This is a genomic window from Thermus antranikianii DSM 12462, assembly GCF_000423905.1.
Classification (GTDB): Bacteria; Deinococcota; Deinococci; order Deinococcales; family Thermaceae; genus Thermus; species Thermus antranikianii.
On record NZ_AUIW01000018.1, the window covers coordinates 1 to 26,828 of the forward strand.

The window sequence follows — 26,828 nt, forward strand, 5'->3', positions numbered from 1 at the left end:
GGCCGCCTGGGGTTCGCGGTACCCGGGGGTGGTGGGGCTTTGGGTACAGGATTCGGGGGCCTTCCTGCGGTTCTACGGGTACCCCAAGGTGCTTTGGCCGTACCTGCGGAGCACCAACCTGATGGAGCGGTTTATCCGGGAGCTACGGCGGGGGACGAAGGTGCGGGACCACAAGTTTCCTAAGGAAGAGGCGGTGTACAAGCTTCTTTACCTGGAGTCGGAGAGGCAGGAAGGGAGGTGGGCAGAACGGAAACTAAAGGGGTTCTCGGAGGTGAAGGAGGTGCTGGAGAAGATGCTTCAGGAGCGGTATGCCCCCCGTACACAGACTCTTACACATAACTCTTGACACGACCGCTTATGGTATGCCCGAAAACATATGATTGCAATAATAAAACCCCCCCTCTAAGGTAAGCGCATGGCTATGCCCACGCGCAACCTAGGCCTGGACCTGATGCGGGCCACGGAGGCGGCTGCCTTGGCCTCCGCCCGCTATGTGGGCCGGGGGGATAAGGAAGGGGGCGACCGGGCGGCGGTGGAGGCCATGCGCCTTCTCCTCAACAGCCTGGACTTCCGCGGCCGGGTGGTGATCGGGGAAGGGGAGAAGGATAAGGCTCCCATGCTCCATAACGGAGAGGTTCTGGGCCAGGGGGAAGGTCCCCTCTGGGACTTAGCCGTGGACCCGGTGGAGGGCACGAGGCTTCTCGCCCTGGGCCGCCCGGGGGCCATCAGCGTGATCGCCGCTGCCCCGGAAGGCACCCTCTTCAACCCGGGTCCGGCCTTCTATGCCGCCAAGCTGGTGGTGGGGCCCGGGGCTAAGGAGGCCATCGATCTCAAGGCCTCTGTGGCCGACAACCTGAAGGAGATCGCCCGCGCCCTGAAGAAGGAGGTGCGGGAGCTCACGGTGTTCGTCCTGGACAAACCCCGGCACCAGCGCCTGATTGAGGAGATCCGCCTGGCGGGGGCTCGCATCAGCTTGCAGACGGATGGGGATGTGGGCGGGGCCTTGGCTGCGGTCCTCCCCGACACGGGCATCGATGTTCTCATGGGCACCGGGGGCACGCCGGAAGGCGTGATCGCCGCGGTGGCGGTGCGGGCTTTGGGGGGTGGGATGCAGATGCGCCTGGACCCGCAAAGCGAGGAGGAGCGCTGGAACGTGGTCCATGCCGGCTACGACCTGGATCGGGTGTACACCCTCGAGGAGCTCTGCGCCGCCGAGGACACCCACTTTGCCGCCACCGGGATCACCGATGGGCCCTTCTTGAGGGGGGTGCGCTACGGGGAAAGCCGGGCTTGGACCGAAAGCCTGGTGATCCGCGGGGCCACCCGCACCCTGAGGAAGGTGGAAGCCTGGCACCAGCTTGAAAAGCTTCGGGGCATCAGCCCCGTGGCCTACTAGGAGGGAAGCATGACGGATAGAAAGGCCATGTACAAGAAGGGTGGGGTGGTGGAGTACAAACAGATGGGCTACTGGCAGCCCGACTACGAGCCCAAGGAAACGGACACCATTGCCCTTTTCCGGGTGACTCCCCAGCCAGGGATTGAGCCCGAGGAGGCGGCGGCGGCGGTGGCTGGGGAGTCCTCCACCGCCACCTGGACGGTGGTCTGGACCGACCGCCTGACCAGCCTGGACCGGTACCAGGCCAAGGCTTTCCGGGTGGAGCCCGTGCCGGGGAATCCCGAGCAGTACTTCGCCTGGATCGCCTACGACCTGGCGCTTTTTGAGGAGGGGTCCATCGCCAACATGACCTCCTCCATCATCGGGAACGTCTTCGGCTTCAAGGCATTGAGGGCCCTCCGCCTCGAGGACCTCCGCATCCCCGTGGCCTACCTCAAGACCTTTAAGGGGGCTCCTCACGGGATCCCTGTGGAGCGGGACATGCTGAACAAGTACGGCCGCCCCCTCCTCGGGGCCACGGTGAAGCCCAAGCTGGGCCTCTCGGGGAGGAACTACGGCCGGGTGGTCTACGAGGCGTTGGCGGGAGGCCTTGACTTCACCAAGGACGACGAGAACATCAACTCCCAGCCCTTCATGCGCTGGCGGGACCGCTTCCTTTACGCCCAGGAGGCGGTGATGAAGGCGGAGCAGGTCACGGGGGAGCGCAAGGGCCACTACATGAACGTGACCGCCGCCACCATGGAGGATGTCTACGAGCGCCTGGAGTTCGCCAAGGAGATCGGCGCGATCATCGTCATGGTGGACCTCACCATGGGCTACACCGCCTTGCAGTCCGTTTCCAACTGGTGCCACAAAAACGGCATGATCCTCCACCTCCACCGGGCCAGCCACGCCACCTTCACCCGCCAGAAGAACCACGGCATTAACTTCCGGGTCCTGGCCAAGTGGATGCGGATGCTGGGGGTGGACCACATCCATGCCGGCACCGCCGTGGGCAAGCTGGAGGGGGACCCCAACCTGGTGCGGGGCTACTACGACATCCTCCGGGAGCAGTACGTGAAGGCGGATCCCGTGAAGGGCATCTACTTTGACCAGGACTGGGCCTACCTGCCCGCGGTGATGCCCGTGGCCTCTGGGGGGATCCACGCCGGGCAGATGCACCTTCTCCTCTCCCTCTTCGGGGACGATGTGGTGCTCCAGTTCGGCGGCGGCACCATCGGCCACCCCATGGGCATCCAAGCGGGAGCCACCGCCAACCGAGTGGCCCTCGAGGCCATGGTGAAGGCGCGCAATGAGGGCCGGAACATCCTGGCGGAAGGCCCCGAGATCCTCAAGAAGGCGGCCCAGCACTCCCCGGCTTTGGCGGCGGCCCTGGACACCTGGGGCAGCGTGACCTTTGACTTCGCCTCCACCGACACCCCGGATGTCCTGCCCACCCCCAGCAACTGACGAGGAAAGGAGCGTGTGAGGATGCGGATTACCCAAGGTACCTTCTCCTATCTGCCGGACCTGACGGACGAGGAGATCCGGGCCCAGGTCGAGTACATCATCCGAAACGGTTGGGCGGTTGCCATCGAGTACACCGACGACCCGAGCCCCTACAACGTGTACTGGAACATGTGGGGCTTGCCCATGTTTGACCTGGAGGATGCGGCGGCGGCCATGTACGAGTTCCAGAAGTGCCGCGAGGCCTTCCCCAACCACTACATCAAGATCAACGGCTACGATCCCTCCCCCATGTGGCAGGCGCAAAGGGTCTCCTTCATCGCCCACCGGCCCAAGAAGGAGCCTGGCTTCCGCCTGCACCGGCAGCTTTGGAGCGATGGCCGCAGGCTCAAGTACACCCTCGAGGCCTACGCCACCATGAGGCCGGAAGGCGAGCGTTACCAGGAGTAGTCCCAAGGGTCTGGGGGTCCCGGCCGTGCCCGGGGCCCCTTAGCTAAATCAAGGAGGGTTATGCAGGAAACCCAAGGCCAAAACCTGGCGGTGGTCAAGAACCCCGAGATCGAGGCGGTGCTGGAAACCCTGGAGCGGGAGCTGGTGGGTCTTAGGCCGGTTAAGCAGAGGATCCGGGAGATCGCCGCCTACCTCTCCGTGGACAAGCTCCGCCGGGAGCTGGGGCTTACCGCCGATCGCCCCACCCTGCACATGGCCTTTGTGGGCCCCCCGGGCACGGGCAAGACCACGGTGGCCTTGAGGATGGCCACCATCCTGCACAAGCTGGGCTACATCCGCCGCGACCACCTGGTGGTGGCGAGCCGCGATGACCTGGTGGGCCAGTACATCGGCCACACCGCCCCCAAGACCAAGGAGGTCCTGAAGCGGGCCATGGGGGGCGTTCTCTTCATCGACGAGGCCTACAGCCTCTACCGGGCGGAAAACGAGCGGGACTACGGCCAGGAGACCATTGAGATCCTCCTCCAGGTCATGGAGAACCAGCGGGAAGACCTGGTGGTGATCCTGGCGGGCTACAAGGACCGCATGGAGGAGTTCTTCGCCTTGAACCCGGGGATGCGCTCCCGCATCGCCCACCACATTGAGTTTCCCCCCTATGGCGCCGAGGAGCTCTTCCAGATCGGCAAGCTCATGCTGGAGAAGCAGGGCTACCGCTTCACCGAGGAGGCGGAAAAGGCCTTCTTGGAGTACCTGGAACGCCGCATGCGCCTTCCCAACTTCGCCTACGCCCGGAGCGTGCGCAACGCCCTGGACCGCTTCAAGCTCAGGCAGGCTTACCGCCTTTACCAGAAGGCGGGGCCGGTGACCCCAGAGGAACTCATGACCATCACCGCCGACGACATCTACGCCAGCTCGGTTTTTAGGGAGGAGGAAAAGGAGGAGGAAGATGCCCCATAGGCCTTTCATGTTAGGGATTGCCGGAGACTCCGGGGCGGGGAAAACCACCATCTCTGCGGGGATCGCCCGGCTTTTGGGGGTGGAGCGCACCACCAACATCTGCGTGGACGACTACCATAAGTACGACCGCAAGCAGCGCAAGGAGCTGGGCATCACCCCCTTGAACCCGGAGTGCAACTATATGGACATCATGGAGCAGCACGTGAGGCTTCTTTCCGAGGGGGAACCCATCCTGAAGCCCGTGTACAACCACTCCACGGGTACCTTTGACCCGCCGGTCTACATCCCTGCCCCCCGGGCGGTGGAGGAGGAGGGCAGGCTCATCCCCCGGGTGGTGGTTCTGGAGGGGCTCCTTACCCTTTTTTCCCCGGCCTTGAGGAGCCGCTACCACCTCACCGTCTACCTGGACCCTGAGGAGGAACTCAGGCGGGAGTGGAAGGTGAAGCGGGATGTGGCCAAGCGGGGCTACACCCCTGAGGAGGTCATCGCCGACATCGAAAGGCGCATGCCCGACTCCCGGGCCTTTATCTGGCCGCAGAAGGAGCATGCGGACATCATCGTGCGCTTCTACCGGCCTGCGGGCTACGATCCGGAAAACCCCAGCACCCTGAACGTGAGGATCACCCTCAAGCACACCCTGCCCCGCCTGGATCTTTCCGAGGTCCTCCACTCCGCCTACGAGGACGAGGCCCTGATCCGCCTGGAAACCCGGAAGGAGGCGGACATCCTGGACATCACCGGCAACGTGACCCCCGAGCAGGCCCAGGCCTTTGAGCGCATCATCTGGGATCATCTGGGCCACCATGCCCAGCACTTCGACCCCAGCTTGGTGGGTACCTTCTGGGATAAGGCGGGGCAGAGCTACCCCCTGGCCCTGACCCAGCTCATCATCGCCTACTATCTGGTTAAGATGCGGGAGCTGGCCATCGAGCGGGGGCACCTGCGGGTGGCCTAGGGGGAAAGGATGCTCAAGTTTGCGCCCTCCATCCTCACGGCGGACCTGGCGAGGTTAAAGGACCAGATCGAGGAAGCCGAGGCGGCAGGGGTGGACTGGATTCACCTGGACGTGATGGATGGGGTGTTCGTCCCCAATCTCACCTTTGGACCCCTTCTGGTGGAGGCGGTGCGGCGGGTGACCTCCCTGCCCCTGGACGTGCACCTGATGATCGTGCAGCCGGAGAGGTACCTGGAGGACTTCGCCCGCGCCGGGGCTGATGTGATCACCGTCCACTTCGAGGCCACCCCGCACGCCCACCGGGCGGTGCAGAAGGTGAAGGAGCTGGGGAAGAAGGCGGGGCTTGCCATCAACCCCGCCACGCCCCTCGAGGCCTTTGAGCCCCTGTTGCCCGAGCTGGACCTGGCCCTTCTGATGAGCGTGAACCCAGGGTTTGGGGGGCAGAGGTATATTCCCACCTCCACGGGAAGGCTTCGCCGGCTCAAGGAGATGCGGGATAGGCTGAACCCCTCTTGCCTCATTGAGGTGGATGGGGGCGTGAACCGGGATACCGTGGCCGAGGTGTACCGGGCGGGTGCGGATGTGGCCGTGGCGGGAAGCGCTCTTTTCAATGGGCGGCCTGTGGCTGATAACCTTAAGGAGCTAAAGGAGGTGCTTTATGCCCTTGGTGACAGGTAAAGAGGTTTTGGACAAGGCGCGGCGCGAAGGCTATGCGGTTCCTAGCTTCAACACCAATAATCTGGAGATTACCCAGGCCATCCTCGAGGTGGCCGACGAGCTAAGGGCGCCGGTCTTCATCCAGGTTTCCGACGGGGCCAGGAAGTACGCTGGGCTCGAGAACCTGGCCAACCTGGTGAAGGACATGGCCAGCCGCACCAAGGTGCCCGTGGTCCTCCACCTGGACCACGGAGCCGACTTCAAGATGGTGATGCAGGCCCTGAGGGCGGGCTTCACCAGCGTGATGATCGATGCCAGCCACCATCCCTTTGAGGAGAACGTGGCCGAGACCAAGAAGGTGGTGGAGGCAGCCCATGCGGTGGGGGTGAGCGTGGAGGCGGAGCTGGGCCGGCTTCAGGGCATCGAGGACAACATCCAGGTGTCGGAGGCGGAGGCCTTCCTCACCGACCCCGAAGAGGCGGAGCGCTTCGTGGCGGAAACGGGCATTGACTACCTGGCCATTGCCATCGGCACCAGCCACGGGGCCTACAAGGGGAAGGGCCGGCCCTACATCGACCACAAGCGCCTCGAGGAGATCAGCAAGCGGGTTTCCATCCCCCTGGTGCTCCACGGGGCGAGCGGGGTGCCCACCTGGCTTAAGGAGAAGCTCTTGGCCACGGGGGCCGAGCTCAAGGAGGCCACGGGCATCCACGACGAGGACATCAAAAAGGCCATTCCCAACGGCATCGCCAAGATCAACATCGACACCGACCTGCGCCTGGCCATGACCCTGGGGATCCGCGAGGTGGTGATGGGGAACCCCAAGGAGTTCGACCCCCGCAAGATCATCGGCAGGGGCCGGGACTACCTCAAGCAGGTGATCCGGGAGAAGTTTGAGCTGATGGGCACCGTGGGCCGGGCGTAAACTACCCCACCCAGCCGTGCCAGGGTGAGGATCCAGGACCGCAAGGGGTCCTCAAAGAGGAAACCCCGCCCGTGTGGGCGGGGACTTTTGGTCGGGGAGGCCGGATTTGAACCGACGACCACACGCACCCCAAGCGTGTGCGCTACCAGGCTGCGCTACTCCCCGGCGCGCAAAGGTTAGTCTAGTGCGCCACCTCTTTCCCGTCAAGTAGACTTGAGGGCATGGAGATCAAGGACCTGAAGAGTCTGGTTCAGTACAACCCGGAAAAGATGGCGAAAATCCCCGTCTTTTCCTCGGATAAGATGTTTTTTGACCTCTACGCCCTTCTTCCAGGCCAGGCCCAGAAGGTGCACGCCCACGAGGGTTCCGATAAGGTGTACTACGTTCTGGAGGGCGAGGTGGTGGTGCGCATCGGGGATGAGGAGGCCCTTTTGGTCCCGGGGATGGCGGCTTTGGCCCGCTCGGGGGAGGCCCACGGAGTGCGGAACGAGTCGGCCAACCCCGCCCTCCTCCTGGTGGTGATGGCCCCAAGGCCTTAGCCTTTCACAGGGCTTTCAAGGCCTTGGAGTAGCCTTACCCCGATGGTAAAAGCCCTGCCCGCCGACCTGGGGTTTTTGGCGGAGGTCCTCCGCCGCTACCCGGTGCGGGTCCTTTTCCGGGGGGAGGTCCTCCCCGAAGGCCCCTTGAGGGGGGAGAAGCTTTGGGAGGAGGGCGAGATCGCCCTTTACTGGGAGGGGCCACCCCCCTCCCAAGAGGTAAGGGAGGCGCTTCGGCTTCTCCTTAAGGTCTTCCAGGAGGTTTTGGAGCTTAGGGAGAGGGAACTGGCCCTCCTGAAAAGCCAGGAGGAAACCTCGAGGCTCCTTGGCCTTCTCCTCCACGAGATCAAAAACCCTCTTATGAGCGTCCTCGGGGCCCTCGAGCTCACCCTGGAGGTGGAGGGCCTGCCGGAGGAGGCCAAGGAGCTTCTTTCCATTGCCGAGAAGAGCGCCCGGCGCATCCAGGACCTCCTCGACAAGGCCCGGGAGTACCTGCGCCTGGGCCAGGGGGTTCGGCTGAGAAGCGAGCGGGTGGACCTGAAGGCCCTCCTTCTGCAGGTGGCGGAGGAGATGCGCCCCCTGGCTCGAAGAAAGCGCATCGCCCTGCGCCTGATCCTGCCCAAGCGGGAGGCTTGGGTCTACGGGGACCGGGAGTGGCTGTATCAGGCGGTGCTCAACGTGGTCAACAACGCCGTCAAGTACACCCCGGAAGGGGGGCGGGTGGCGTTGCGCCTTCTGGTGGGCCCGGAGCAGTACGGCATTGCGGTTTCCGACACGGGCCCCGGCATCCCCAAGGAGGAGCAGGAAAGGGTCTTTGAACCCTTCTACCGGGCCTCCACCCGGGGGGAGGTGGAGGGGACGGGGCTTGGGCTTGCCCTGGTGAAGCGGGTCCTCGAGGCCCACGGGGGGGAGGTGCGCCTGAGAAGTCGGCTCGGCCAGGGAAGCACCTTCCTTCTCCTCTTGCCCAGGCCCCGCCCGGGCCAAAGGGCCCCGGTGGGAAGGCTGCTTCTCCTCATGGTGGCCCTGATCGCCTTGGCCCGCCTGCCCATCTTCCCTGCTCCCTTGGGTTCCAAGGCCTTCGGGGGAGTGCCGGCGGGGGAGGTGGTGCGGCTTCCCGGGCTGGAGCTGGCCTTTAGCCCTGAGGCTAAGGGGGAAGCCCGGCGCTGGCGGAGCCTTTGGGGTGGGGGGAATAGGGTGCAGGTGAGCCTGGAAGGAGGAGGGGTGGAGGTCGTGCGGGAAAAACCCCTGCCCCTGGCCCTTTCCACCCCGGAAGGCCAGGTGCGGCCCACCGGGACCCACCTCCGCCTTTCCCGGGAAGGCGGGGCCCGGCTTTCCCTGTATCGGGGGAAGGCGGCCTTGGGGCAGGAGACCCTTCCTGCCGGGGAAGGGGCGGTCTTGGGCAAGGGGGTGAGGCGGAAGCTTCTTTCTGCCCCCTTGGTGCGCCCCGTGCCGGGTCCTGAGGGGGAGGTGGTCTTCCGCCTCCTGGGCCCTGGGGGGACCCGGGCCTTCCGGGTGGAGGTGCGGAGCGGGGAGGCGGTGGTCCTTTCCGCCAAGGTGGAGGGCAACCTGTTCCGCTACCTGCCCCAGGCGGACCGCCTGAGCCAGGTGCGGGCCATGGCCTTGGATGAAGTGGGCCTCGAGGGCTACCCCTCGGACCCGGTGCCCTTCAGGGAGCGGAAAAGCTTCTACGAGGGCAGGAAGCGGCTTCCCCAGGACCCAGCCGGAGCGGAAGCCTTCTTGCGCCGGGCGGTGTCCGCTTTCCCGGACGATGCGGAGGCCTTGGGCGAGCTGGCCTTCGCCCTTTACCTGCAGGGCCGCCACGGCGAGGCCAAGCCCCTTTACGAGAAGGCCCTGGCCCTCCTGGACAGCCCCGACATCCGGGTCCGCTACGCCAGGCTTCTTTACCACATGAAGCACTACGGGGAGGCGGAGGCGAGTTACCGCCTGGTTCTGGCCGGGGACCCGGGGAACCTGGATGCCCGCTGGGGGCTTGCCGAGGTGGTTCTGGTCCTGGGGCGGGTTAAGGAGGCGGAGCTCCTTGCCCGGCAGGTCCTGGCGGTGGAGCCCTCTTACCCCCTGGCCCGGTTTACCCTGGCCAAGGCCTTGTTGGAGCAGGGCAGAAGGGAGGAGGCCAGGGTTCTTTTGCGGGAGGAGCTCCGTCTTCGTCCCCATCCCGAGGTAGCCGAACTCCTCAACCGCGTCCTGGGTACCCCGTAGTTTTTCACAGGGCCTTCACACCCTTCGGTTACCTTGATGCGGGAATGAGGCCCGTGCTGGTGGTTGAGGACGACGTTACCGTGGCCAGGCTGTTGCAAGTCGCCTTAACCCGGGCAGGGTACGAGGTTTTTATCGCTGGGGACTATGCTTCTGCCAGGGAGGCCCTGGGTAAGGATTGGGCTGCGGTGGTCCTGGATATCAACGTGCCCGGCGGCTCGGGCCTGGATCTTTTGCGCTACCTGCGAAGGGAGTTGAAGAGGAATACCCCCGTTTTGGTCCTTTCCGGCCTTAAGCAGGAGCGGAGCGTGGCCGAGGCCCAGGCCCTGGGGGTCCAGGAGTACCTCACCAAGCCCTTCAGCCCCGGGGAGCTTCTGAAGCGCTTGGAGCGCTATGTGGCGGCGCGGTGAGCGGCTTTATGCCCTCCTGGTGGTTCTGGTGGTGCTTCTGGAGGCCCTGGCCCTTGGGGGCCTGGTGGTGGCCTTCTCGGGGCGGATTTTTAACCTCCTCGGCTCGCCGGTGGCCTACCGGGCCCTGTTCCAGGCCCTGGTCCTTACGGGGCTGGCCCTCACTTCCCTTTCCGCTTACATCCTGCTCTACCACGCCTACACCGCCAGCAAGGAGCGTTTGGACCGCAAGGCTTACGAGGACTGGCTGGCCCGGTTCACCGAGGCCCTCTTCAACGAGGAGCCGCCCCCGCCTCCTCCCTGGCCCCGCCCGGCCCTCGAGGCCCTTTTGAACCTCCGGGAGATGCTCAAGGGGGAGTTCTCCGAGCGGATAGCCGACTGGCTCCGCCAGGTTTATCCCCACTGGATCCGCCTTCTGAAAAGCCGGTGGGCCTCCCGGCCTGCCCGGCTGGAGGCTTTGGATGCCCTGGCCCAGGCCCGTTTGCCGGAAACCCTGGAGGCCATCCTCCCCTACCTTTCCCATCGGGATCCCGTGCTGCGCCTGGGGGCGGCCCGGGCGGGGGCCCGGGTGGCCCGGGGGGAGGGGCTTGGACGTCTGGCGGCAGCTCTCCTGGAGGCGGGCCTGCCCCGCGGGGCCCTCCTGGAGGTGCTCCTCCTTCTGGAGGAGCGGGCGACGCCTGTGGTGGAGGCCTTCCTCTCCCGGGGTGGAAGGGAAGAGGTGTGGGCGGCTTTAGAGGCCATCGGCAGGCTTAAGCTTGTGGCGTTGGCGGAGAGGGTGCTTCCCTTTTTGGATCATCCGGATCCGGAGCTTAAGGCTGCCGCCATGCGGGCTCTTTACCGCATGCGCTACCCACCCAAGGGGTACGAGGGGCTTTTGCTGGCGGCCTTGAAGGACCAGCAGGAGTTCTTGCGGGCCCACGCCGCCCGGCTCATGGCCCTTCTCGGGAACGAGCTGGCCCAGCGGGCTTTGTGGAAGGCGCTTTCCGACCCTTCCTTTTACGTGCGCCGGGCGGCGGCGGAAGGGCTTTTGCTGATGAATAGGGGATTCCTGGCCCGGGCGGCGGAGGGCCACCCCGACCCCTTTGGCCGGGCCATGGCCCAGCAGGTGTTGCGGGAGGCGGCGTGAACCTTCTCCTGGACTTTTTGTTCCTGTACCAGGTGGTGATCCTGTGGTATTTCGCCCTCCTGAACCTCTTTTATGCCCTCTTCGCCTTCTTCGGCCTAGGGATGGTGGCCCGCTACGCCCGGGAGCTTTCCGAGCTCTCCCTGAAGGACCTTTTGGAACGGGAGGCTTACCTGCCGGTGTCCATCCTGGTGCCCACCTACAACGAGGAGAAGACCATCGCCCACTCGGTGCGCTCCTTTTTGAGCCTGCACTACCCAGAGTTTGAGGTGATCGTGGTGGCGGATGGGCCCAAGGACCGGACCCTGGAGGTGCTCAAGGAGGCCTTCCGCCTGGTGGAGGTGGAATGGGTCTACCGCCGGGCGCTTCCCACCAAGCCCGTGCGGGCGGTCTACCGCTCCCTGGTCTACCCCAACCTCATCGTGGTGGACAAGGAGAATGGGGGCAAGGCCGACGCCCTAAACGCCGGGCTCAACCTGGCCCGCTACCCCCTCTTCTGCGCCGTGGATGCGGATAGCCTCCTGGATGCCCAGGCCCTCCTTCGGGCGAGCCGGCTTTTCCTGGAGGACAACCGCGTTTCGGCCGTGGGGGGGACCATACGGCCCCTAAACGGGGCGGTGGTGCGGGAGGGCGTGGTGGAGGCCCTGCACCTTCCCCGGGGCTTTCTGGAGAAGATGCAAATCGTGGAGTACGCCCGGGCCTTTTTCATGGGCCGGGCGGGCTGGAGCGCCATGGGAGCCCTGCTCATCATCTCGGGAGCCTTTGGCCTTTTCCGCCGGGAGGAGGCCCTGAGGGTTGGGGGGTACCGCACGGACACCGTGGGGGAGGACATGGAGCTGGTGGTGCGCCTTCACCGCCGGGCCCGGGAGGAGGGGCGGGAGTACCGCATCGTGTACACCCCGGATCCCATCTGCTACACCGAGGTGCCCGCAGACTGGGCCACCCTTAGGAAGCAACGGAACCGCTGGCACCGGGGGCTATGGGAGGTGCTCTGGAACCACCGGGTGATGCTCTTCAACCCCCGCTATGGCCGGCTCGGCCTTTTGGCCATGCCCTATTTCGTCCTCTTCGAGGCCCTGGCCCCGGTGGTGGAGGTTTTGGGGTATGTGCTTTTCCCGGTTTTCTACCTCCTCGGCCTTTTCAATGCGGAGTTTGCCTTCCTCTTCTTTCTCCTGGCCGTGGCCTACGGGGTGCTTCTTTCCCAGCTGGCGGTGGGCATGGAGACCTTGCTTCTCAAGCGCTATCCCCGGCTAAGGGACCGCCTGGCGCTCCTACTCTTGGCGATCCTCGAGGGCCTGGGCTACCGCCAGATCCTGGCCTGGGAGCGTTTTCTCGCCACCTTCCAGGTCTGGCGGAAACGGGGGGTCTGGGGGGAGATGCGGCGCAAGGGGTTAGAGTCTGCGTAAGCGGAGGGCCACCCCAAGGCGCAAGGCTAGGGAAAGGAGGATGGGGAAGTGGTAAGGGCTTGGCCCCAGGCCCAGGCTGGCGGCGCTTCCCGCCAGCAGGCTTCCCAAAAGCCCTCCCAGGCCCAGGGCCAGCCAGAAGAGGACCAGGTAGCCGTTTCTGGCTTCCCTGGGGGCGTGGGCCAAGGCCGCATTGGCCAAGGCGGTTCCGAGACCGCTCCAGGCCAGGGCATCGGCGAGGGAGGAAAGCCAGATGGGCCAGGGGAAGGCCTTGGACCCCGAAAGCCAGAGGAGGGGCATCACGGCGGCCACCATCCCCGTGCGGAAGAGGACGGCTTTGTGACCTTCCCGGTCCGCCATCCGGCCCCACATGGGTCCGAAGAGGAGGCCGCTTGAGGCGGAGATCACCGTCCAAAGACCCACCTCGGTCATGGAGAGGCCACCCACCTGTACGAAGTAGGGGATGACGTAGGGTCCTCCCACCATGACCGCCCCGTACCAGAGAAAAACCAGGCCTAGGTAGCGCCGGTAGGCCAGGTCCTGCCAGGCGATCCCGAGAGCCTTTCGGGCGGGAGGGGCGGGGGATTCCGAAGGCTCGCTTTGGAGGCGGAGCAGCAAGACGGAAAGAAGCCCGGCCCCCACCCCCAGAAGGAGAACAACCTGGTAGCCCAGGGGTGAAGGAAGGCGGTCGGCCACCATACCCCCCATGAGGTTCCCCAGGGTGCCCACCAGGCCCAAGAGGGCGTTTCTGAAGCCGAAGTAGCGTCCCCGCCTTTCCTCGGCCACCAGGTCCGCCATCCAGGAGAGCCAGAGGACCCCCACCGGGGCAGCCAGAAGCTGGGAGAGGCCGGCAAAAAGAAGAAGGGTCGGCACCCTCAAGCCTTCCGGCAAAAAGGCGGCCAGGGTAGCGGGCAGGAAGAGCATCCGGGCCAAAAAGTTGAGCCGCACCGCCAGGGCCTTGCGGCTTCCCCTCAGGGAAAGGGCCAGGGGGGTTAGGAGCTGGGCCAGGAAGGGAAGGGCTCCCAGAAGGGCCAAGGCTTGGGGGGAAGCGCCCAGGGCCAGGGCATACCCGGTGACGATCACCCCCGTGCTCCAGTTGAGGAAGAGGATGGCCAAGACGCCTTCCCATAGGGAGAGCTTTAGGGAGCGCCCCGGTTCCACCCCATGATTATCCTTGAACCCGATAAAATTTCCCCTATGGAGACCGCCATCACCCGCATGCTGGGTATCCGCTACCCTATCGTGGCCGCCCCCATGTTCCTGGTTTCCGGGGCCAGGCTCCTTCAGGCGGTGGCCGAGGCGGGGGCCATCGGGGTCATTCCCAGCCTCAACTTCCGCACCCACGCTGGCTTTCGGGAGTTTTTGGAGACCTTTCCCCCAGGGCTTCCCTTCGGGGTGAACCTCATCCTTAAGGATAACCCCCGCCTCGAGGAGGACCTGGAGGCGGTGGCCGAGCGAAGGGTGCCTTTGGTGGTCACCTCCTTGGGGGACCCCACCCGGGTGGTGGAGCGGGTCAAGGCCTATGGCGGCGTGGTTTGGTGCGATGTGGTGGGTTTAAGGCACGGGAGAAAGGCGGTGGAGGCCGGGGCCGACGCCCTGGTGGCGGTGGCCGCTGGGGCTGGGGGGCATGCCGGGATGGTGAGCCCCTTTGTCCTAGGGCCCTGGCTTAGGGAGGAGCTCGGGGTACCCGTGCTCATCGCTGGGGGCATCGCCACGGGAAGGCAGCTCCTCGCCGCCTTGGCCCTGGGGGATGGTGCCTATATCGGCACCCGCTTCATCGCCACCCTGGAGTCCGAGGCTCCCCTGGAGTACAAGGAAGCTCTTTTGAGGGCTACTCCTGAGGACATCCAGTACACCCCGGAGGTCACCGGGGTGCCCGCCAACTTCCTCCGGGAATCCCTGGAGCGCTTCCGCCAGGGTGGGGGTAAGGCCTGGAAGGAAGTCTATTCCGCCGGGCACGGGGTGGCCTTCATTCGGGATCTCCCTTCCGCCAAGGAGGTGGTGGTCCGGCTGGTGGCCGAGTACCAGGAGGCCAAGCAAAGCCTGCCCTGATCATATATACTGGGAGCTTTCGTGAGGATGCTTACCGCCGTGCGCGCCTTTTGTGCCTTCATCCTCTCCCTAGGTTTGGCCTACGCCCAGTACGACCTGGTGGTTTACGGGGCTACCCCCCAAGGGGTGACGGCAGCGGTGGCTGCAGCCCAGGAGGGTCTTAAGGTCCTCCTCCTGGAACCCGGGCGGGGGGTAGGAGGGGTCCTCACTCAAGGGTGGCTGGCTACCCTGGACCTGGCCAAGGACCGAGAGGGTCTCCTCCAGGGAGGGCTTTTTCGTGACTTCTACCGCCGTATCGGGCAGGAGCCTTCCTTTGACGTGAGGCGGGCGGAGGAAGCCTTATGGGCCATGCTCCGGGAGGCGGGGGTGGAGGTTCGGTTGCAGGCGCCCCTGGACCGGGTGGAGGTAGAAGCGGGCCGCCTGACCCTGGTGGCAATCCCCGAGGGCCCCGTTCAGGCCCCCTACTTCGTGGATGCCACCGATACCGCGGAGCTCGCCTTTCGCGCCGGGGCCAGCTTCACCCAGGGGAGGGAGGATACGGGTCTGGACCAGAGGAGCATGGCGGCCACCTTGGTCTTCCGGTTGGAGGGGGTTCCCTGGGGTGCCGTCTTTCTGGCCCTCAACTACGAGGGCCAGGTGCAGCGTACGGGGGCGGGGGCCTGGGGGAGGAGCGGCTGGGGTTTTGGAAGTCTGGTGCGGGGTTACCTACCCTCCGATCCCAGCCGCTATGCCCTCCGGGGCTTGAACCTGGCCCGCCAGGACGACGGGAGCCTGCTGGTCAACGCCCTTCTCCTCTTTGGGGTGGAGGGGGCGGATCCTTTGAGCCTGGAGCGCATGCGCCTGGAAGCGGCCCTCGAGGCCGAGCGGGTGGTGGCCTACCTGCGGGAGAAGGATCCCCTCCTCTTTGGCACCGCCCGCCTGGCCGGGGTGGCCCCTAGTCTCTACATCCGGGAAAGCCGCCATCTGAAGGCCCTTTACCGCTTGAAGGCTGAAGAAGTCCTCCTGGGCCGGACCTTTCCCGATGCCGTGGCTCTAGGGGGGTACCCCTTGGACGGCCAGGTCTACTTTCCGGGGGAAACCCCTTACCTTTTGGGTACCCCAGCACCCTACGGGGTGCCCTTCCGGAGCCTGGTGCCCCAGGAGTTGCGAAACCTCCTGGTGGTTTCCCAGGCGGCAGGGTTTGACAGCGTGGCCGCCTTTTCCGCCCGGGTGGTTCCGTTGCAGATGGCCTTGGGGGAGGCAGCAGGGGTGGCGGTGGCCCTCTTGCGCAAGGCTCCCCAGGCAGGGCTTACCAGGGTGCCCCTAGCTGACTTTCACCAGCTTGCCGCAAGCGGGCACGGCCTCGAGGCCCTACGCAAGCGGCTTGCCCAAAGGGGGGCCAGGCTTTCCTCCCCGGAGGGAGGCCGGGTGGAGGCGGAAGGGCCGGGGTACCGGGAGGCGGTGGCCCTCCTGAGGCGGGGGCTCTTCGCCGGACCCTACTACCTGAAAGGCTCCTTGGGCCTTTCCGAACCCGTTCTCCTGGGGGATTTTTTGGCCAACCTGGAGCACTACTACCGGGCAAAAGGGCCTGAGGAGCGCCTTAGGGTGGTGTTGAAGGCCAGGGAGCTTTTCCGGGAAGAACTGCAAAAGCCCTTGAAGCGGTTCATCCTGAACCAGCTCTTGCAGGCGTTGGGGGAGGGCAAGCTTTCGGGTGCCGATCCCGTGACGCGGAGAGAGGCGGCCCTGCTCCTCTACCGGCTTCTGCCATAATTCTACCGGCTTCTGCCATAATGGTCTAAAGTGCTAGCTATCTTGCTCCTCCCCGAGTTTTCCGAGCTGGAGGCGGCCCTAGCCCTCGAGGCGGCCAAGCGCCTGGGGCTTCCTGCCTATACCGTGGCCAAGGGCCGGAAGGGAACCCCAGCCCTGGCGGGTTCCGTTTGGACCCCCACCTACGCCTTCCCTGCGGCCCCGCCCCCGGAAGCCCTCCTCATCCCAGGGGCTAAAAGGCCGGGCCGGATGGCCCGGGATCCCTCCTATGTGGCCTTCGTGGAGGAGGTATGGGAGGGGTTAGAGGCAGTGTTTCTAGGCTTTAACGCCCATCTCTTCCTGGCCGAGGTGGGAAGGCTTCCTTCCCGGGTGGTGGCTCCAGGGGAAGTGGCCCAAGCCTTGGCCAAGCAGGGCTATCAGGTGGCGGATGGTTCCTTCCACCGGGAGGCCAAGGTCTATACCACCCTGGGGGGGTTGTCCCTGCTTAGGGCCTTAGAAGATTGGGCGCAAAAAGCGATTGAACTTTGAGTTTATACGGTAGTACACTACCCCCATGACCGTGAGGGAGTATCAGAAGAAGCGCCGACGGGAGCGTATCTTCCAGGCAGCCATGGCTCTTTTCCGTCAGCGGGGCTTCCGGGAGACCACCGCCACCGATATCGCCAAGGCGGCTCATGTGTCCCGGGGTACGTTCTTCAACTACTACCCCTATAAGGAAGCCGTGCTCCTGGAGTACGGGAGCCTGCTTTTGGCGGACCTCAGAGAGGAGATAAGGCGGCGCCTGGCCCAGGAGGAGGATCCCATGGCTCTCCTCCGTTTCCTCTTCCAGAGGCTCGCCGCCTTTACCCAGGCGGAAAAGGACCTTCTTTTACCCCTTCTCTACGAGCTTTTAAACCCCGATCCCGTCCGGGCCAAGGCCGCCTTCCTGGCCCTGCCTTTAGGGGATTTGATCGCCGAGATCCTAAAGCCCTTGCGGGAAAAGGGGGTGGTGCGGCAGGACCTTTCCTTGGAGCGCATGGGCCGCACCTTGGCCGACCTTTACTTCCTCGCCGCCTTGCGCTGGGCCGCCTATACCCCTAACCGGGATTTCGGGGAGGAGGTGGAGAAATCCCTGTCCTTGGCCCTGGAGGGGATTCTGGCCCGAAGCCAGCCCGCCCAGGTTGTCAGGAAATCCGCCAAAGCCAAGGCTTAGTCCGCGGCCACCTTCAGCCTCTCGGCGATCTCGGGGATTTTGGCCAAAAAGACCCCCGTGGGGCTTCCCGTGAGGGCCACCTCCTCCGGGGTACCCTCGGCCACGATCTCCCCGCCCCGGTCGCCCCCCTCGGGGCCCAGGTCAATCACCCAGTCTGCGGTCTTCACCACATCCAGGTTGTGCTCGATGACCACCACGGTGTTGCCGGCGTCCACCAGGCGGTGGAGCACGTTGAGAAGCTTGGCTACGTCGTCAAAGTGGAGGCCGGTGGTGGGCTCGTCCAGGATGTAAAGGGTGCGGCCTGTGGCCTTGCGGCCCAGCTCCGTGGCCAGCTTGATCCTTTGGGCCTCGCCCCCCGAAAGGGTGGGGGAAGGCTGGCCCAAACGCATGTAGCCCAGGCCCACGTCCACCATGAGCTGGAGCTTTCGGGCGATGGTGGGAACGTTCTGGAAAAACTCCAGGGCTTCCTCGGCGGTCATGTCCAGGACGTCGGCGATGCTCTTGCCCCTTAGCTTGACCTCGAGGGTCTCCTTGTTGTAGCGCTTACCCTTGCACACCTCGCAGGGCACGTAGAGGTCAGGCAAAAAGAGCATCTCGATCTTCACCGTGCCGTCGCCCCCGCAGGCCTCGCACCGCCCCCCCTTCACGTTGAAGGAGAAGCGACCCGGGCCATACCCCCTCTTCCTGGCCTCCGGGGTCTTGGCGAAGAGATCGCGGATCTCGTCAAAGATCCCGGTATAGGTGGCGGGGTTGGAGCGAGGGGTGCGGCCGATGGGGGACTGGTCGATCTCGATCACCTTGTCCAGGTGCTCCACCCCCTCCAGGGATTCGTAGGCCCCCGGAGTGGTTTTGGCCCGCATGAGCCTTTGGGCCAAGGCGGCGTAGAGGACATCGTGGATCAGGGTGCTCTTTCCGGAACCAGAGGGCCCGGTCACCGCCACGAAGCGGCCCAAGGGGATTTTTAAGGTGACGTTTTTCAGGTTGTGCTCCCGGGCTCCCTTAAGCACCAGCCACTTGCCGTTCCCCTTCCTGCGCTCCCTAGGCACGGGGATTCGCTTTTCCCCCCTTAAGTAGGCCCCGGTAAGGCTCTCCTTGCACTTGAGGATCTCCTCCAGGGGTCCTTGGGCTACCACCTCTCCTCCGTGGATGCCGGCCCCCGGTCCCATGTCCACGATCCAGTCCGCGGCCCGCATGGTTTCCTCGTCATGCTCCACCACGATCAAGGTGTTTCCAAGCCCCTGGAGGCGCTTCAGGGTCTGGATGAGGCGCTGGTTGTCCCTGGGGTGCAGGCCGATGCTGGGCTCGTCCAGCACGTAAAGCACCCCGGTGAGGCCGCTTCCCACCTGGGTGGCTAGGCGGATCCGCTGGGCCTCCCCTCCGGAGAGGGTGTTGGCGGCTCGGTCCAGGGTGAGGTAGTCCAGCCCCACCCCCACCAGGAAGCCCAGCCTTTCCACGATCTCCCGGAGGATGGGGCGGGCGATCTGGGCCTGGAAGGGGGAAAGATGGGCCTCGAGGTTCCGGAAGAACTCCAGGGCCTCGCGAACGGGCAGGGCCGAAACCTCGGCGATGTTCTTGCCCGCCACCCTTACGGAGAGCACCTCCTTCTTGTAGCGGGTGCCGCCGCAGACCGGGCAGGGCTTTTGCGACATGAAGCTTTCCAGCACCTCCTTGACCCCTTCGGACTCCGCTTCCTGGTACCGCTTCTGCAACCAGGGGATGACTCCCTCGTAGTGAACCTCCACCCGGAAGGTTTCCCTGCCTCCCCGGCGGAAGACCACTTCAAAGGGCTCGGGAAGGCCGTAGAGCACGGCCTGCTTGGCCTCCTCCGGTAAATCCTTGAAGGGGGTTTTGAGGTCGAAGCCCAGGTGCTCCGCCAAGGCCCGAAGCCGGTCCCAGAGGTAGCTTCGCCCCGTATCCCGTCCCCGGGCCCAGGGCAGGATGGCCCCCTCGGCCAGGGAGAGCTCGGGGTTCACGATGAGCTCGGGGTCAAACTCCTGTTTGAAACCCAAGCCCGAGCAGGCGGGACAGGCCCCATAGGGGGCGTTGAAGGAGAAGATGCGGGGCTCCAGCTCCTCCAGGACGCTTCCGTGCTCGGGGCAGGCGAACTTCTCGGAGAAAAGCTCCTCCTGGCCGGAATCCGGGTAAAGGACCCGCAAGAGCCCCTCGCCCCTAAGGAGGGCGAGCTCCACCGCCTCAGCGATGCGGGGGCGCTCCTCCTCCTTAAGGACCACCCGGTCGATCACCAGGTCAATGTCGTGCTTCTCGTACTTTTCCAGGTTTAGGCCCTGGGCCTCCTCCAGGAGGTAGATGACACCGTCCACCCGTACCCGGGCGTAGCCTTCCTTTTGGAGTTGCTGGAAAAGCTTACGGTACTCCCCCTTCCTCCCCCGCACCAAAGGAGCCATGAGGATGGCCCGGGTACCCGGGGGGTTCTTTAGGAGGCGGTCGGTGATCTCACTGGCGGACTGCTTCTCGATGGGGCGGCCGCACTCTGGGCAGTAGGCGGTGCCGATGCGGGCATAGAGGAGGCGGAGGTAGTCGTGGATTTCCGTTACTGTGCCCACGGTGGAGCGAGGGTTGTGGCTGGTGGTCTTTTGGTCGATGGAGATGGCGGGAGAGAGGCCCTCGATGCTTTCCACCTCGGGTTTGTCCATGACCCCCAGGAACTGGCGGGCGTAGCTGGAGAGGCTTTCCACATAGCGCCGCTGCCCCTCCGCATAGATGGTGTCAAAGGCCAGGGTGCTCTTGCCCGAGCCGGAAACCCCAGTGATGACGATGAACTTGCCCCGCGGGAGCTCCAGGTTGATGTTCTTGAGGTTGTGCTCCCGTGCTCCCCGGATGATGATGCGGTCCATCCGTGGAAGTATACCACTACCCTCCGGAAAGGACCAGGTGGCGGGAAGGGGCTTCCCGTGTTCTATAGTGGACCTATGGCCTCTTGGATGCGTACGGAGGCGGAGGAGGCTCCCAAGGTCATAGAGCGCCTCCTTAGGGAGAACGAGGGCGAGGTGAGGAGCCTCGCCAGCTTCCTGAAGAAGCGCCCCCCGGCCCTCACCCTTACCGTGGCCCGGGGGAGTTCGGACCATGCGGCCCTTTTTGCCAAGTACCTCTTCGAGGCCCGATTGGAGTGGCCGGTTCTCTCCTTAGCCCCTTCCGTCCTCACCCTTTACCGGGCTAGGCCCCGGGTGCCTTTTCCCTCCCTTCTTCTCGCCTTTAGCCAAAGCGGGGAAAGCCCCGATCTTTTGGAGGCGGTAAGCGCCTACCGGTCCCAGGGAGCCCTCACCGTGGCCTTGGTGAACCAGGAGGAGAGCTCCCTAGCCCGGATGGCGGAGGTGGTCCTTCCCTTGCATGCTGGGGAGGAGAAGGCGGTGGCCGCCACCAAGAGCTTCCTCGCCATGCTGGCCGCCACCCTCCACCTCCTAGCGCACCTGGTGGAGGAAAGTCGCCTGCGCCAGGTCCTTCCCAGCTTACCTGAGGCCCTGCACCGGGCCTTGGAGGCCTCGGGGGAACTGGAGTACCTGGAGGATGCGGAGAACCTTTTTGTCCTGGGGAGGGGGTTCACGTACCCCGTGGCCCTCGAGGCGGCCTTGAAGCTCAAGGAGGTGGCAGGGCTTCACGCGGAGGGGTTTTCGGCGGCGGAGTTCCTCCATGGTCCCCAGGCCCTTTTGGAAGCGGGTTTTCCCGTGCTGGCCTTGGTGCAAAAGGATGAGGCCTTGGATGCTCTTCTTTCCACCCTGGAGGGGTTAAAGGCGAAAGGGGCCCATCTTCTCGTTCTCTCCCCGGAACCCGATGCCCTGGCCCTGGCGGATTCTCCCCTGGCGCTTCCCGTGGCCTCCGAGCCTGAGATCACCCCTCTTTTCCTGGCCCAGGCCTTCTATCCTAAGGCGGAGGCCCTGTCGCGGGCCCGGGGTCTGGATCCGGACCGGCCCCGGCACCTCACCAAGGTGACCCGGACCCGCTAGAAGACCCTTTCCCCCAGGGGTACCTCCCGCTCCACGGTGAGGAGGACCACCCGGCCCGCCGCATCCTTAGCCCCCAGGACCAGCACCTCGGAGGGGAAGCCTGCGATGGAGCGGGTTCCCAGGTTCACCGCGCACACCACCAGGCGGCCCACCAGGTCCTCGGGGCGGTAAAGCTCGGTGATCTGGGCCGAACTCTGTTTGACCCCTAAGGGTCCGAGGTCGATCCAGAGCTTGTAGCTGGGTTTGCGGGCTTTCTCGTGGGGTTCTGCCTTCAAGATGCGGCCGATGCGTAGGTCCAGGATTTGAAAGGCTTGCAGGGCCTCCATGGCTAGATTCTGCCAGGAGAAGGGGCTGGTACAAAAGGCTTCCCGCCTCCCCGGGGAGGCGGGATTTTGCCGTCCTGAAGCTGGTGGGCCGTGCAGGACTCGAACCTGCAACCAACCGGTTATGAGCCGGCCGCTCTGACCAATTGAGCTAACGGCCCATGCCAAGGGCTTATTTTAGCACAAGGGAGGGCTTGGGCCAAACGTCCTGCTCACCCCTGTATACACTAGAGGAGGAGGTGAGCCATGACGGTAAACGAGAGCACCGCCGATAGGGTGATTCGCTTTATCCTGGCCCTGGTCCTCATCTACTTCGCGTTCCAGTCGGCATCCCCTTGGAGTTGGATCCTGGGGATCGTGGGGGTGGTCCTTCTCTTCACGGCGGTCACCGGTTTCTGCGCCATCTATAAGGCCTTGGGCATCAGCACCAAGAAGTAGAACCGGCTTATCCTAGCTCTAGACCCGGCTTATCCGGGGTGTCGTTGGGCTGAAAGCCGGGCTGGTGGGGATATGGGTTGGCCCCTTGCCCCTGGGGATCGCGTCCGGGTGGAGTTTTGGAAGTTTCCCGGGAATGTGCTCCACTACTTTTGGGAAGCCCAGGTGGTGGAGGTGAGGCCCGAAGGCGTCCTGACCCTTTTGCCACAGGGCGGGACCTTTCACCACGTGGCCAAGGGAAAGGCGGTGGTGCTGGACCACGATGCCTATGTGGCCTTCTTTCCTGGGGCCTGGTACTCCGGGGGACCGGATGTGAGGGAGGGCCGGGTGCTGGAGTATTACTGGAACGTGCAAACCCCGGCGGAGTGGACGGGAACGGGTTTTCGCCAGTACGACCTCGAGTTGGACGTGCGCTGCCAGGCTGACCATACCTGCCAGGTCTTTGACCGGGAGGAGTTTTTGGCCAAGCGCTCCCTTTACCCCAGGCTTTGGGTGGAGGAAGCAGAAAAGGCGGTGGAGGCCATCCTTCACCATATGCGGCAAGGAAGGTGGCCGGTGCTGCCTCCCGGGGAGCCCCTTCCTTGGATGGAACGGATCTAGGGCGTGAGGGTAGGGAGGGAAGAGGGAGCAGGATCCTGTACCCCAGGCCCCCAGGCTTTAAGGGGAATAAGGGTGTGCCCCTCCAGGTGCCAGCGTCCTTCCAGGACCACCTGGTAGAGGAGGCCCTTGAAAAAACCGTGGAAGCTATCCTCCCAGGTTTCCAGGTTCTGGGCCCGCAAGGGGTAGTTGTGCCAGGCGGGGCCCAGGTAGTAGAGCCAGGGATCTTCTAGGAAGCGGGTATCCCGTGGGGGGAGGCCGAGGAGGGCGTTGAAGTAGCCTCTAAGCCGGCTTGCGGTGAAGAGGAGGTTTAAGTAGGGATCCTCCAGGGCCTTCCTGGCCTCGGTCTCGGTCTTGGGAAAGGGTCTTGCTGGATCCCAGGCCCCGAAGAGGCGCAGGCGGTCTTGTTGCTTGAGGGCATCCTCCCAGCTCATCTGGGCCAGGCCCAGGGTGCGGCTCAAGGGGGCGTGGCCTTGGACCTCAGCCAGACCTTGGGCTAAGCCATCTGCTGCTTCCCGTACCCCCCGGGAAAGCCCCAAGGCCTTGTCCCCCCCGTACTGCTCGTTATCCACAATGGCGGCCAGCACCCCATAAGGAATGCCGAGGGCAGAGGCGGCGGCGCGGATCTCCCGGGCGTAGGGAAGTACGTGGTGGGGGGCGGTGGGCAGGCCCTCGAGGTCCACCTTCTGGCCCCGCTTGGCCTGGCCGATGGCCTCCACCCAGCGCTTGGCCGCCAGGAGGGCGCTTTTGGCTTCGGGGTATGCGGCGCGCTTACCGGAGCGCTGGTTTTTGAGTTCGAGGCGGAGCAGGCGGTCATAGGCCCGGGCCGCTTCCTCCCCTAAAAGCAGGTGCAGGCTGGCCTTCAAGCTCAGGTGGAGGCTCACCCAAGCCTCCCGCTCTTCCTTTGGGTAGGGAAGAAGATCCCTGAGGCTTGGGGAGGGGGGTAGGGTAGGGGGGATGGGAAGGGCCAGGTAGAAAAGGCCCGCTGCCAGCAGCACCAGCCAGGGGCCCGGGGGCATAGGTTAGGACTGGGCGTCTTCCACCGGGGCGGGGGGCACTTCTACCGTGGCCTCCACGGGATAGCCCGCGTAGGTGCGGCGGCCCCCCAGGGTTCTCTCCAGTACCTCCCGCCACTCGGGGAGGTTCAGGAAGCGGTCTGCCTGGTTGCGGAGCTCGAGGTCCGCCAGCTCGTGCACGCCGAGAAGATGGATTTCCTTTCCCAGGGCTCTCAGGGCGCTGAAGGTGTGGGCCAGTTCTCCCGAACCGCTGGCCACGATGGCCCGGTCCCAGCGGGGGGCGGTGGTGAGGAGGTCCGTGGCCATCATGGCCTCAAACCGGGCTTCTCCCCGGACCAAGCGGCTTCGCACCGTGTAGCCCATGAAGACCAAGGCGTCGATGAAGCGCTGCTGACGCTCGTCCTCGGGATCGGTGATGGGCACGTAGTAGAAGGCGTTGTAAAGCTGCTCCGGGGTGGCGAACTGGGTCAGGACCCGGCGGTGGTCCACGTTCCAGCCCAGGCGCTTGGTGGCCAGGTACATGTAGGATCCGTCAATGAAAAGGGCAACCCGCATATGCCCCCATCTTAGGACAAAGCCAGGCCCCGGGCTACCCCGGGGCCCGTGAAAAGCGGGGAAGGCATCTTAGGCCGGTGCTTTCTCCTCAGCCTTTTCCGAGGAGTGCCCGGGGTTCACCTTGAGGGCGGGGTTGGCGTAGGCGGCGGCGTGGTTGGCGGCGATGGCGGCTTCGCCGAAACCCAGCACGATCAGGGGAAGCTTCCCGGGGTAGGTGACGATGTCGCCGCAGGCGTAGACCCCGGGGATGCTGGTGGCCATGGTGGTGTCCACCTTGATCTTGTTCTTTTCCAACTCCAGCCCCCAGTTGGCCAAGGGCCCCAGCTTGGTGAGGTAGCCCGCCAGGATCAGCACAGCGTCCACCTCTAGCTCCTTTTCCTCCTGGGTCCCGTTGTGGAAGATCACCGCCTTGCGCACCTGGGTATCCCCTTCAATCCGCCGTACCTCGTAGGGGGTAAGCACGGTAAGGCGCCCTTCCTCATGGGCTTTGAAAAGCTCCTTCACGCTGGCCTCGTGGGCCCGGAACTGGGGCCTCCTGTGGATCAGGGTGATCTCCTTAGCGGTGCCCAGAAGGTTCAAGGCCCAGTCCACGGCGCTATCCCCACCTCCCACGATCAGGATCCGCTTTCCTTGGAACTCGGCCTTGGTCTTCACCGCATAGTAGACGCCCTTGCCCTCCAGTTCCTTTTCCCCCGGGGCACCCAGGCGCCTGGGCTCAAAGGCACCCACACCGGCGGCGATGATTACCGCCTTGGCGGTGTAGGTGTTGCCGGAGGAGGTGGTCACCTTGAAGTGGTCCCCTTCCCTCTCCAGGGTTTCCGCCCGCTCCCCCAGGCTGTAGATGGGGTTGAAGGGAGCCACCTGCTCCACTAGCCCCTTCACTAGGTCCTTGGCGTACACCTTGGGAAAGCCCGCCACGTCGTAGATGTACTTCTCCGGATACAAAGCGGAAAGCTGCCCCCCTGGCTCGGGCAAGGGGTCGATGAAGCGGAAGGAAAGCCCCCGCATGCCCACGTAAAAGCCCGCAAAAAGCCCAGCGGGGCCTGCGCCAATGATGATCACATCGGTGTGCTCCATGGCCTCACCTCGCCCCTGCATTCTACCCTTAAGGAAACCCTATGGGCGGCGGCTTCCGGTTAGGGACAAAGGTCTTGACCCCATCCCATAATCTTGGCCCTATGGTCCGCCAGCTCGCTATTGAGGTGGGATCTTGCTCCCGCCTGGGGATGGCTAGTCCACCCGTAGCACCACTTTGCCAAAGACGCGTCGTTCCTCCAGGAGGCGATGTCCCTCCGCAGCTTCCTCTAAAGGAAGGACCTGTCCCACCACGGGCTTTAGCTTTCCCTGTTCCACGAAGCGCAGGATGGGGAAAAGGCGGCTTTTGGAGCCCATGGTGGAGCCCAGGATGGAAAGTTGCCGGAAGAACACGTGGGCGAAGGGAAGGGTGCCCTCGTATCCCGAGGAAGCCCCGGCGATGGCGATTCTGCCCCCATTGGCCGTGGCCCGGATCACCCCTTCAAAGTAAAGGGCCCCCGTGTGGTCTACTACTTTGTCGGCGCCTTTCCCACCGGTTAGGCGGCGCACCTCCTTGGGCCAGTCGGGGTGGGTGTAGTTCACGGTTTCATCGGCTCCTAGCTCCTTGGCCTTCCTGAGCTTTTCCTCTGAGCTTGCGGTGGCGATGACCCGGGCCCCGAAGAGCTTGGCGATCTGAATGGCGGCCACACTCACTCCACTGCCCGCTGCCATGACCAGAACATCCTCGCCAGGCCGCACCTGGAGTTTGTCCACCACCATCTGCCAAGCGGTGAGGAAGGTCAGGGGAATGGCAGCGGCCTCTTCAAAGGAAAGGTTTTGGGGCTTCTTGAGGAGGTTCACCTCGGGTACGATCAAGTACTCCGCGTACGCCCCAAAGCGGTGCTCGCCCAAAATTTCGTACCGGGGGCAGAGGTTATCCTCCCCTGCCAGGCACCGTTCGCAGTGGCCACAGGAAAGGCCGGGGTTGACCACCACCTCGTCCCCAGGGGCAAAGCCCGTTACCCCAGGCCCCACTGCGTCCACTACTCCCGAGGCATCGGCCCCCAGGATGTGGGGTAGGGGAAGCTTGGGGCTAGCTACTCCCTTGCGGACCCAGATGTCCAGGTGGTTGAGGGCTGCGGCTTTAACGCGAATCCTCACTTCCCTAGGACCGGGTTCAGGAGTGGGTACCTCGGCCACCTTTAGGACCTCTGGACCGCCTCGAGCCTCCATGACCACTGCTTTCATCTCCACCTCCTTTGGAGGGGATTTTTCCACGTGCTGGCACCGGGGTCAAGCTAAAAGGGTAACACCCTTGACAGAGTCCAGAATAACCGGGTACCCTGTCCAGCGTAAGGCACCAGAGGAGGCAGCAGACTTGACCGATATGCGGCCTTGGGGTAAAGAGGGGGCATGACCCTACGCGAGGCCTTGTCCCAAGTCCCCGACCCCAGGGCCCGCAACCGG

General features: G+C 64.6%; 27 protein-coding genes and 2 tRNA genes. 20 read left to right on the plus strand and 9 right to left on the minus strand.

Features of this window, described 5'->3' with window-relative positions; genetic code table 11:
- From G584_RS12165 to fba, 8 genes are all read left to right on the plus strand, one after another.
- A partial coding sequence (locus G584_RS12165) for a transposase (RefSeq protein ID WP_038051080.1) occupies positions 1-346 on the plus strand: 346 nt, incomplete at its 5' end.
- 75 nt (positions 347-421) lie between these two features.
- Positions 422-1,396 (plus strand): class II fructose-bisphosphatase, encoded by a 975-nt coding sequence (glpX, locus tag G584_RS0110050; protein WP_038051083.1) that lies wholly within the window; start codon positions 422-424, stop codon positions 1,394-1,396.
- 9 nt (positions 1,397-1,405) lie between these two features.
- On the plus strand, positions 1,406-2,845 hold the full coding sequence (locus G584_RS0110055) for a form I ribulose bisphosphate carboxylase large subunit (RefSeq protein ID WP_028494516.1): 1,440 nt from the start codon (positions 1,406-1,408) through the stop codon (positions 2,843-2,845).
- A 21-nt stretch (positions 2,846-2,866) separates the two neighbouring features.
- Positions 2,867-3,292, plus strand: coding sequence for a ribulose bisphosphate carboxylase small subunit (locus tag G584_RS0110060; RefSeq protein WP_028494517.1), 426 nt, complete (start codon positions 2,867-2,869; stop codon positions 3,290-3,292).
- Positions 3,293-3,352: 60 nt separating this feature from the next.
- On the plus strand, positions 3,353-4,249 hold the full coding sequence (locus G584_RS0110065) for an AAA family ATPase (protein ID WP_028494518.1): 897 nt from the start codon (positions 3,353-3,355) through the stop codon (positions 4,247-4,249).
- A gap of 7 nt (positions 4,250-4,256) precedes the next feature.
- Positions 4,257-5,204 carry a phosphoribulokinase gene (locus tag G584_RS0110070; protein WP_245563393.1) on the plus strand — a complete coding sequence of 316 codons (948 nt, stop codon included), beginning with the start codon at positions 4,257-4,259 and terminating at the stop codon, positions 5,202-5,204.
- 9 nt (positions 5,205-5,213) lie between these two features.
- On the plus strand, positions 5,214-5,882 hold the full coding sequence (rpe, locus tag G584_RS0110075; RefSeq protein WP_028494520.1) for a ribulose-phosphate 3-epimerase: 669 nt from the start codon (positions 5,214-5,216) through the stop codon (positions 5,880-5,882).
- Positions 5,863-6,786, plus strand: a complete 924-nt coding sequence (gene fba / locus G584_RS0110080) for a class II fructose-1,6-bisphosphate aldolase (protein WP_028494521.1) — start codon at positions 5,863-5,865, stop codon at positions 6,784-6,786. Before rpe ends, fba begins: the two co-directional genes overlap by 20 nt.
- 88 nt (positions 6,787-6,874) lie before the next feature.
- Here fba and G584_RS0110085 read toward each other — a convergent pair.
- Positions 6,875-6,951: transfer RNA gene (locus G584_RS0110085), tRNA-Pro, on the minus strand.
- 56 nt (positions 6,952-7,007) lie between these two features.
- On the opposite strand from G584_RS0110085, the gene G584_RS0110090 reads away from it, so the two are divergent.
- From G584_RS0110090 to G584_RS0110110, 5 genes are read left to right on the plus strand one after another with little or no spacing between them, the layout of a single operon-like run.
- A complete protein-coding gene (locus G584_RS0110090) occupies positions 7,008-7,325 on the plus strand; it encodes a cupin domain-containing protein (RefSeq protein ID WP_028494522.1) in 318 nt (105 codons plus the stop codon).
- 42 nt (positions 7,326-7,367) lie between these two features.
- Entirely contained in the window at positions 7,368-9,539 is a 2,172-nt protein-coding gene (locus tag G584_RS0110095) for an ATP-binding protein (RefSeq protein ID WP_028494523.1), read from the plus strand.
- 44 nt (positions 9,540-9,583) lie between these two features.
- A complete protein-coding gene (locus G584_RS0110100) occupies positions 9,584-9,946 on the plus strand; it encodes a response regulator transcription factor (RefSeq protein WP_028494524.1) in 363 nt (120 codons plus the stop codon).
- Complete coding sequence (locus G584_RS0110105) at positions 9,930-11,069, plus strand: HEAT repeat domain-containing protein (protein WP_028494525.1); 1,140 nt, start codon at positions 9,930-9,932, stop codon at positions 11,067-11,069. Before G584_RS0110100 ends, G584_RS0110105 begins: the two co-directional genes overlap by 17 nt.
- Positions 11,066-12,472 (plus strand): glycosyltransferase family 2 protein, encoded by a 1,407-nt coding sequence (locus tag G584_RS0110110; RefSeq protein WP_028494526.1) that lies wholly within the window; start codon positions 11,066-11,068, stop codon positions 12,470-12,472. Before G584_RS0110105 ends, G584_RS0110110 begins: the two co-directional genes overlap by 4 nt.
- On the opposite strand, the gene G584_RS0110115 is transcribed toward G584_RS0110110, so the two are convergent.
- Positions 12,458-13,630 (minus strand): MFS transporter, encoded by a 1,173-nt coding sequence (locus G584_RS0110115; protein WP_028494527.1) that lies wholly within the window; start codon positions 13,628-13,630, stop codon positions 12,458-12,460. The genes G584_RS0110110 and G584_RS0110115 overlap by 15 nt on opposite strands.
- Before the next feature lie 36 nt (positions 13,631-13,666).
- On the opposite strand from G584_RS0110115, the gene G584_RS0110120 reads away from it, so the two are divergent.
- From G584_RS0110120 to G584_RS0110135, 4 genes are read left to right on the plus strand one after another with little or no spacing between them, the layout of a single operon-like run.
- Positions 13,667-14,521 (plus strand): NAD(P)H-dependent flavin oxidoreductase, encoded by an 855-nt coding sequence (locus tag G584_RS0110120; RefSeq protein ID WP_028494528.1) that lies wholly within the window; start codon positions 13,667-13,669, stop codon positions 14,519-14,521.
- 27 nt (positions 14,522-14,548) lie between these two features.
- A complete protein-coding gene (locus G584_RS0110125; protein WP_028494529.1) occupies positions 14,549-16,270 on the plus strand; it encodes an FAD-dependent oxidoreductase in 1,722 nt (573 codons plus the stop codon).
- A 30-nt stretch (positions 16,271-16,300) separates the two neighbouring features.
- Entirely contained in the window at positions 16,301-16,795 is a 495-nt protein-coding gene (locus G584_RS0110130) for a DJ-1/PfpI family protein (protein WP_028494530.1), read from the plus strand.
- A gap of 25 nt (positions 16,796-16,820) precedes the next feature.
- Positions 16,821-17,459, plus strand: a complete 639-nt coding sequence (locus G584_RS0110135; RefSeq protein WP_028494531.1) for a TetR/AcrR family transcriptional regulator — start codon at positions 16,821-16,823, stop codon at positions 17,457-17,459.
- Here G584_RS0110135 and uvrA read toward each other — a convergent pair.
- Complete coding sequence (gene uvrA / locus G584_RS0110140; RefSeq protein WP_028494532.1) at positions 17,456-20,314, minus strand: excinuclease ABC subunit UvrA; 2,859 nt, start codon at positions 20,312-20,314, stop codon at positions 17,456-17,458. The genes G584_RS0110135 and uvrA overlap by 4 nt on opposite strands.
- Before the next feature lie 75 nt (positions 20,315-20,389).
- Here uvrA and G584_RS0110145 point away from each other — a divergent pair, with 75 nt between their 5' ends.
- On the plus strand, positions 20,390-21,421 hold the full coding sequence (locus G584_RS0110145) for an SIS domain-containing protein (protein WP_028494533.1): 1,032 nt from the start codon (positions 20,390-20,392) through the stop codon (positions 21,419-21,421).
- On the opposite strand, the gene G584_RS0110150 is transcribed toward G584_RS0110145, so the two are convergent.
- Entirely contained in the window at positions 21,418-21,747 is a 330-nt protein-coding gene (locus G584_RS0110150) for a tRNA-binding protein (RefSeq protein WP_028494534.1), read from the minus strand. The two genes, G584_RS0110145 and G584_RS0110150, sit on opposite strands and share 4 nt — an antisense overlap.
- 81 nt (positions 21,748-21,828) lie before the next feature.
- A tRNA-Ile gene (locus tag G584_RS0110155) sits at positions 21,829-21,905 on the minus strand.
- Positions 21,906-21,990: 85 nt separating this feature from the next.
- Here G584_RS0110155 and G584_RS0110160 point away from each other — a divergent pair.
- Together G584_RS0110160 and G584_RS0110165 are read left to right on the plus strand one after the other, a co-directional pair.
- Complete coding sequence (locus G584_RS0110160) at positions 21,991-22,182, plus strand: YgaP family membrane protein (protein WP_028494535.1); 192 nt, start codon at positions 21,991-21,993, stop codon at positions 22,180-22,182.
- A gap of 72 nt (positions 22,183-22,254) precedes the next feature.
- Positions 22,255-22,779, plus strand: coding sequence for a DUF402 domain-containing protein (locus G584_RS0110165; protein ID WP_028494536.1), 525 nt, complete (start codon positions 22,255-22,257; stop codon positions 22,777-22,779).
- On the opposite strand, the gene G584_RS0110170 is transcribed toward G584_RS0110165, so the two are convergent.
- The 4 genes from G584_RS0110170 to G584_RS0110185 form a co-directional block, all read right to left on the minus strand.
- Entirely contained in the window at positions 22,776-23,795 is a 1,020-nt protein-coding gene (locus tag G584_RS0110170) for a hypothetical protein (RefSeq protein ID WP_028494537.1), read from the minus strand. The two genes, G584_RS0110165 and G584_RS0110170, sit on opposite strands and share 4 nt — an antisense overlap.
- Positions 23,796-23,798: 3 nt before the next feature.
- Positions 23,799-24,347, minus strand: a complete 549-nt coding sequence (locus G584_RS0110175; protein WP_028494538.1) for a LabA-like NYN domain-containing protein — start codon at positions 24,345-24,347, stop codon at positions 23,799-23,801.
- Positions 24,348-24,416: 69 nt separating this feature from the next.
- A complete protein-coding gene (locus tag G584_RS0110180; RefSeq protein ID WP_028494539.1) occupies positions 24,417-25,424 on the minus strand; it encodes an NAD(P)/FAD-dependent oxidoreductase in 1,008 nt (335 codons plus the stop codon).
- A 153-nt stretch (positions 25,425-25,577) separates the two neighbouring features.
- The gene (locus tag G584_RS0110185) at positions 25,578-26,609 is read right to left on the minus strand and encodes a zinc-binding dehydrogenase (RefSeq protein WP_028494540.1); all 1,032 of its coding nucleotides are present in this window, start codon (positions 26,607-26,609) and stop codon (positions 25,578-25,580) included.
- Between the last annotated feature and the right edge of the window lie 219 nt (positions 26,610-26,828).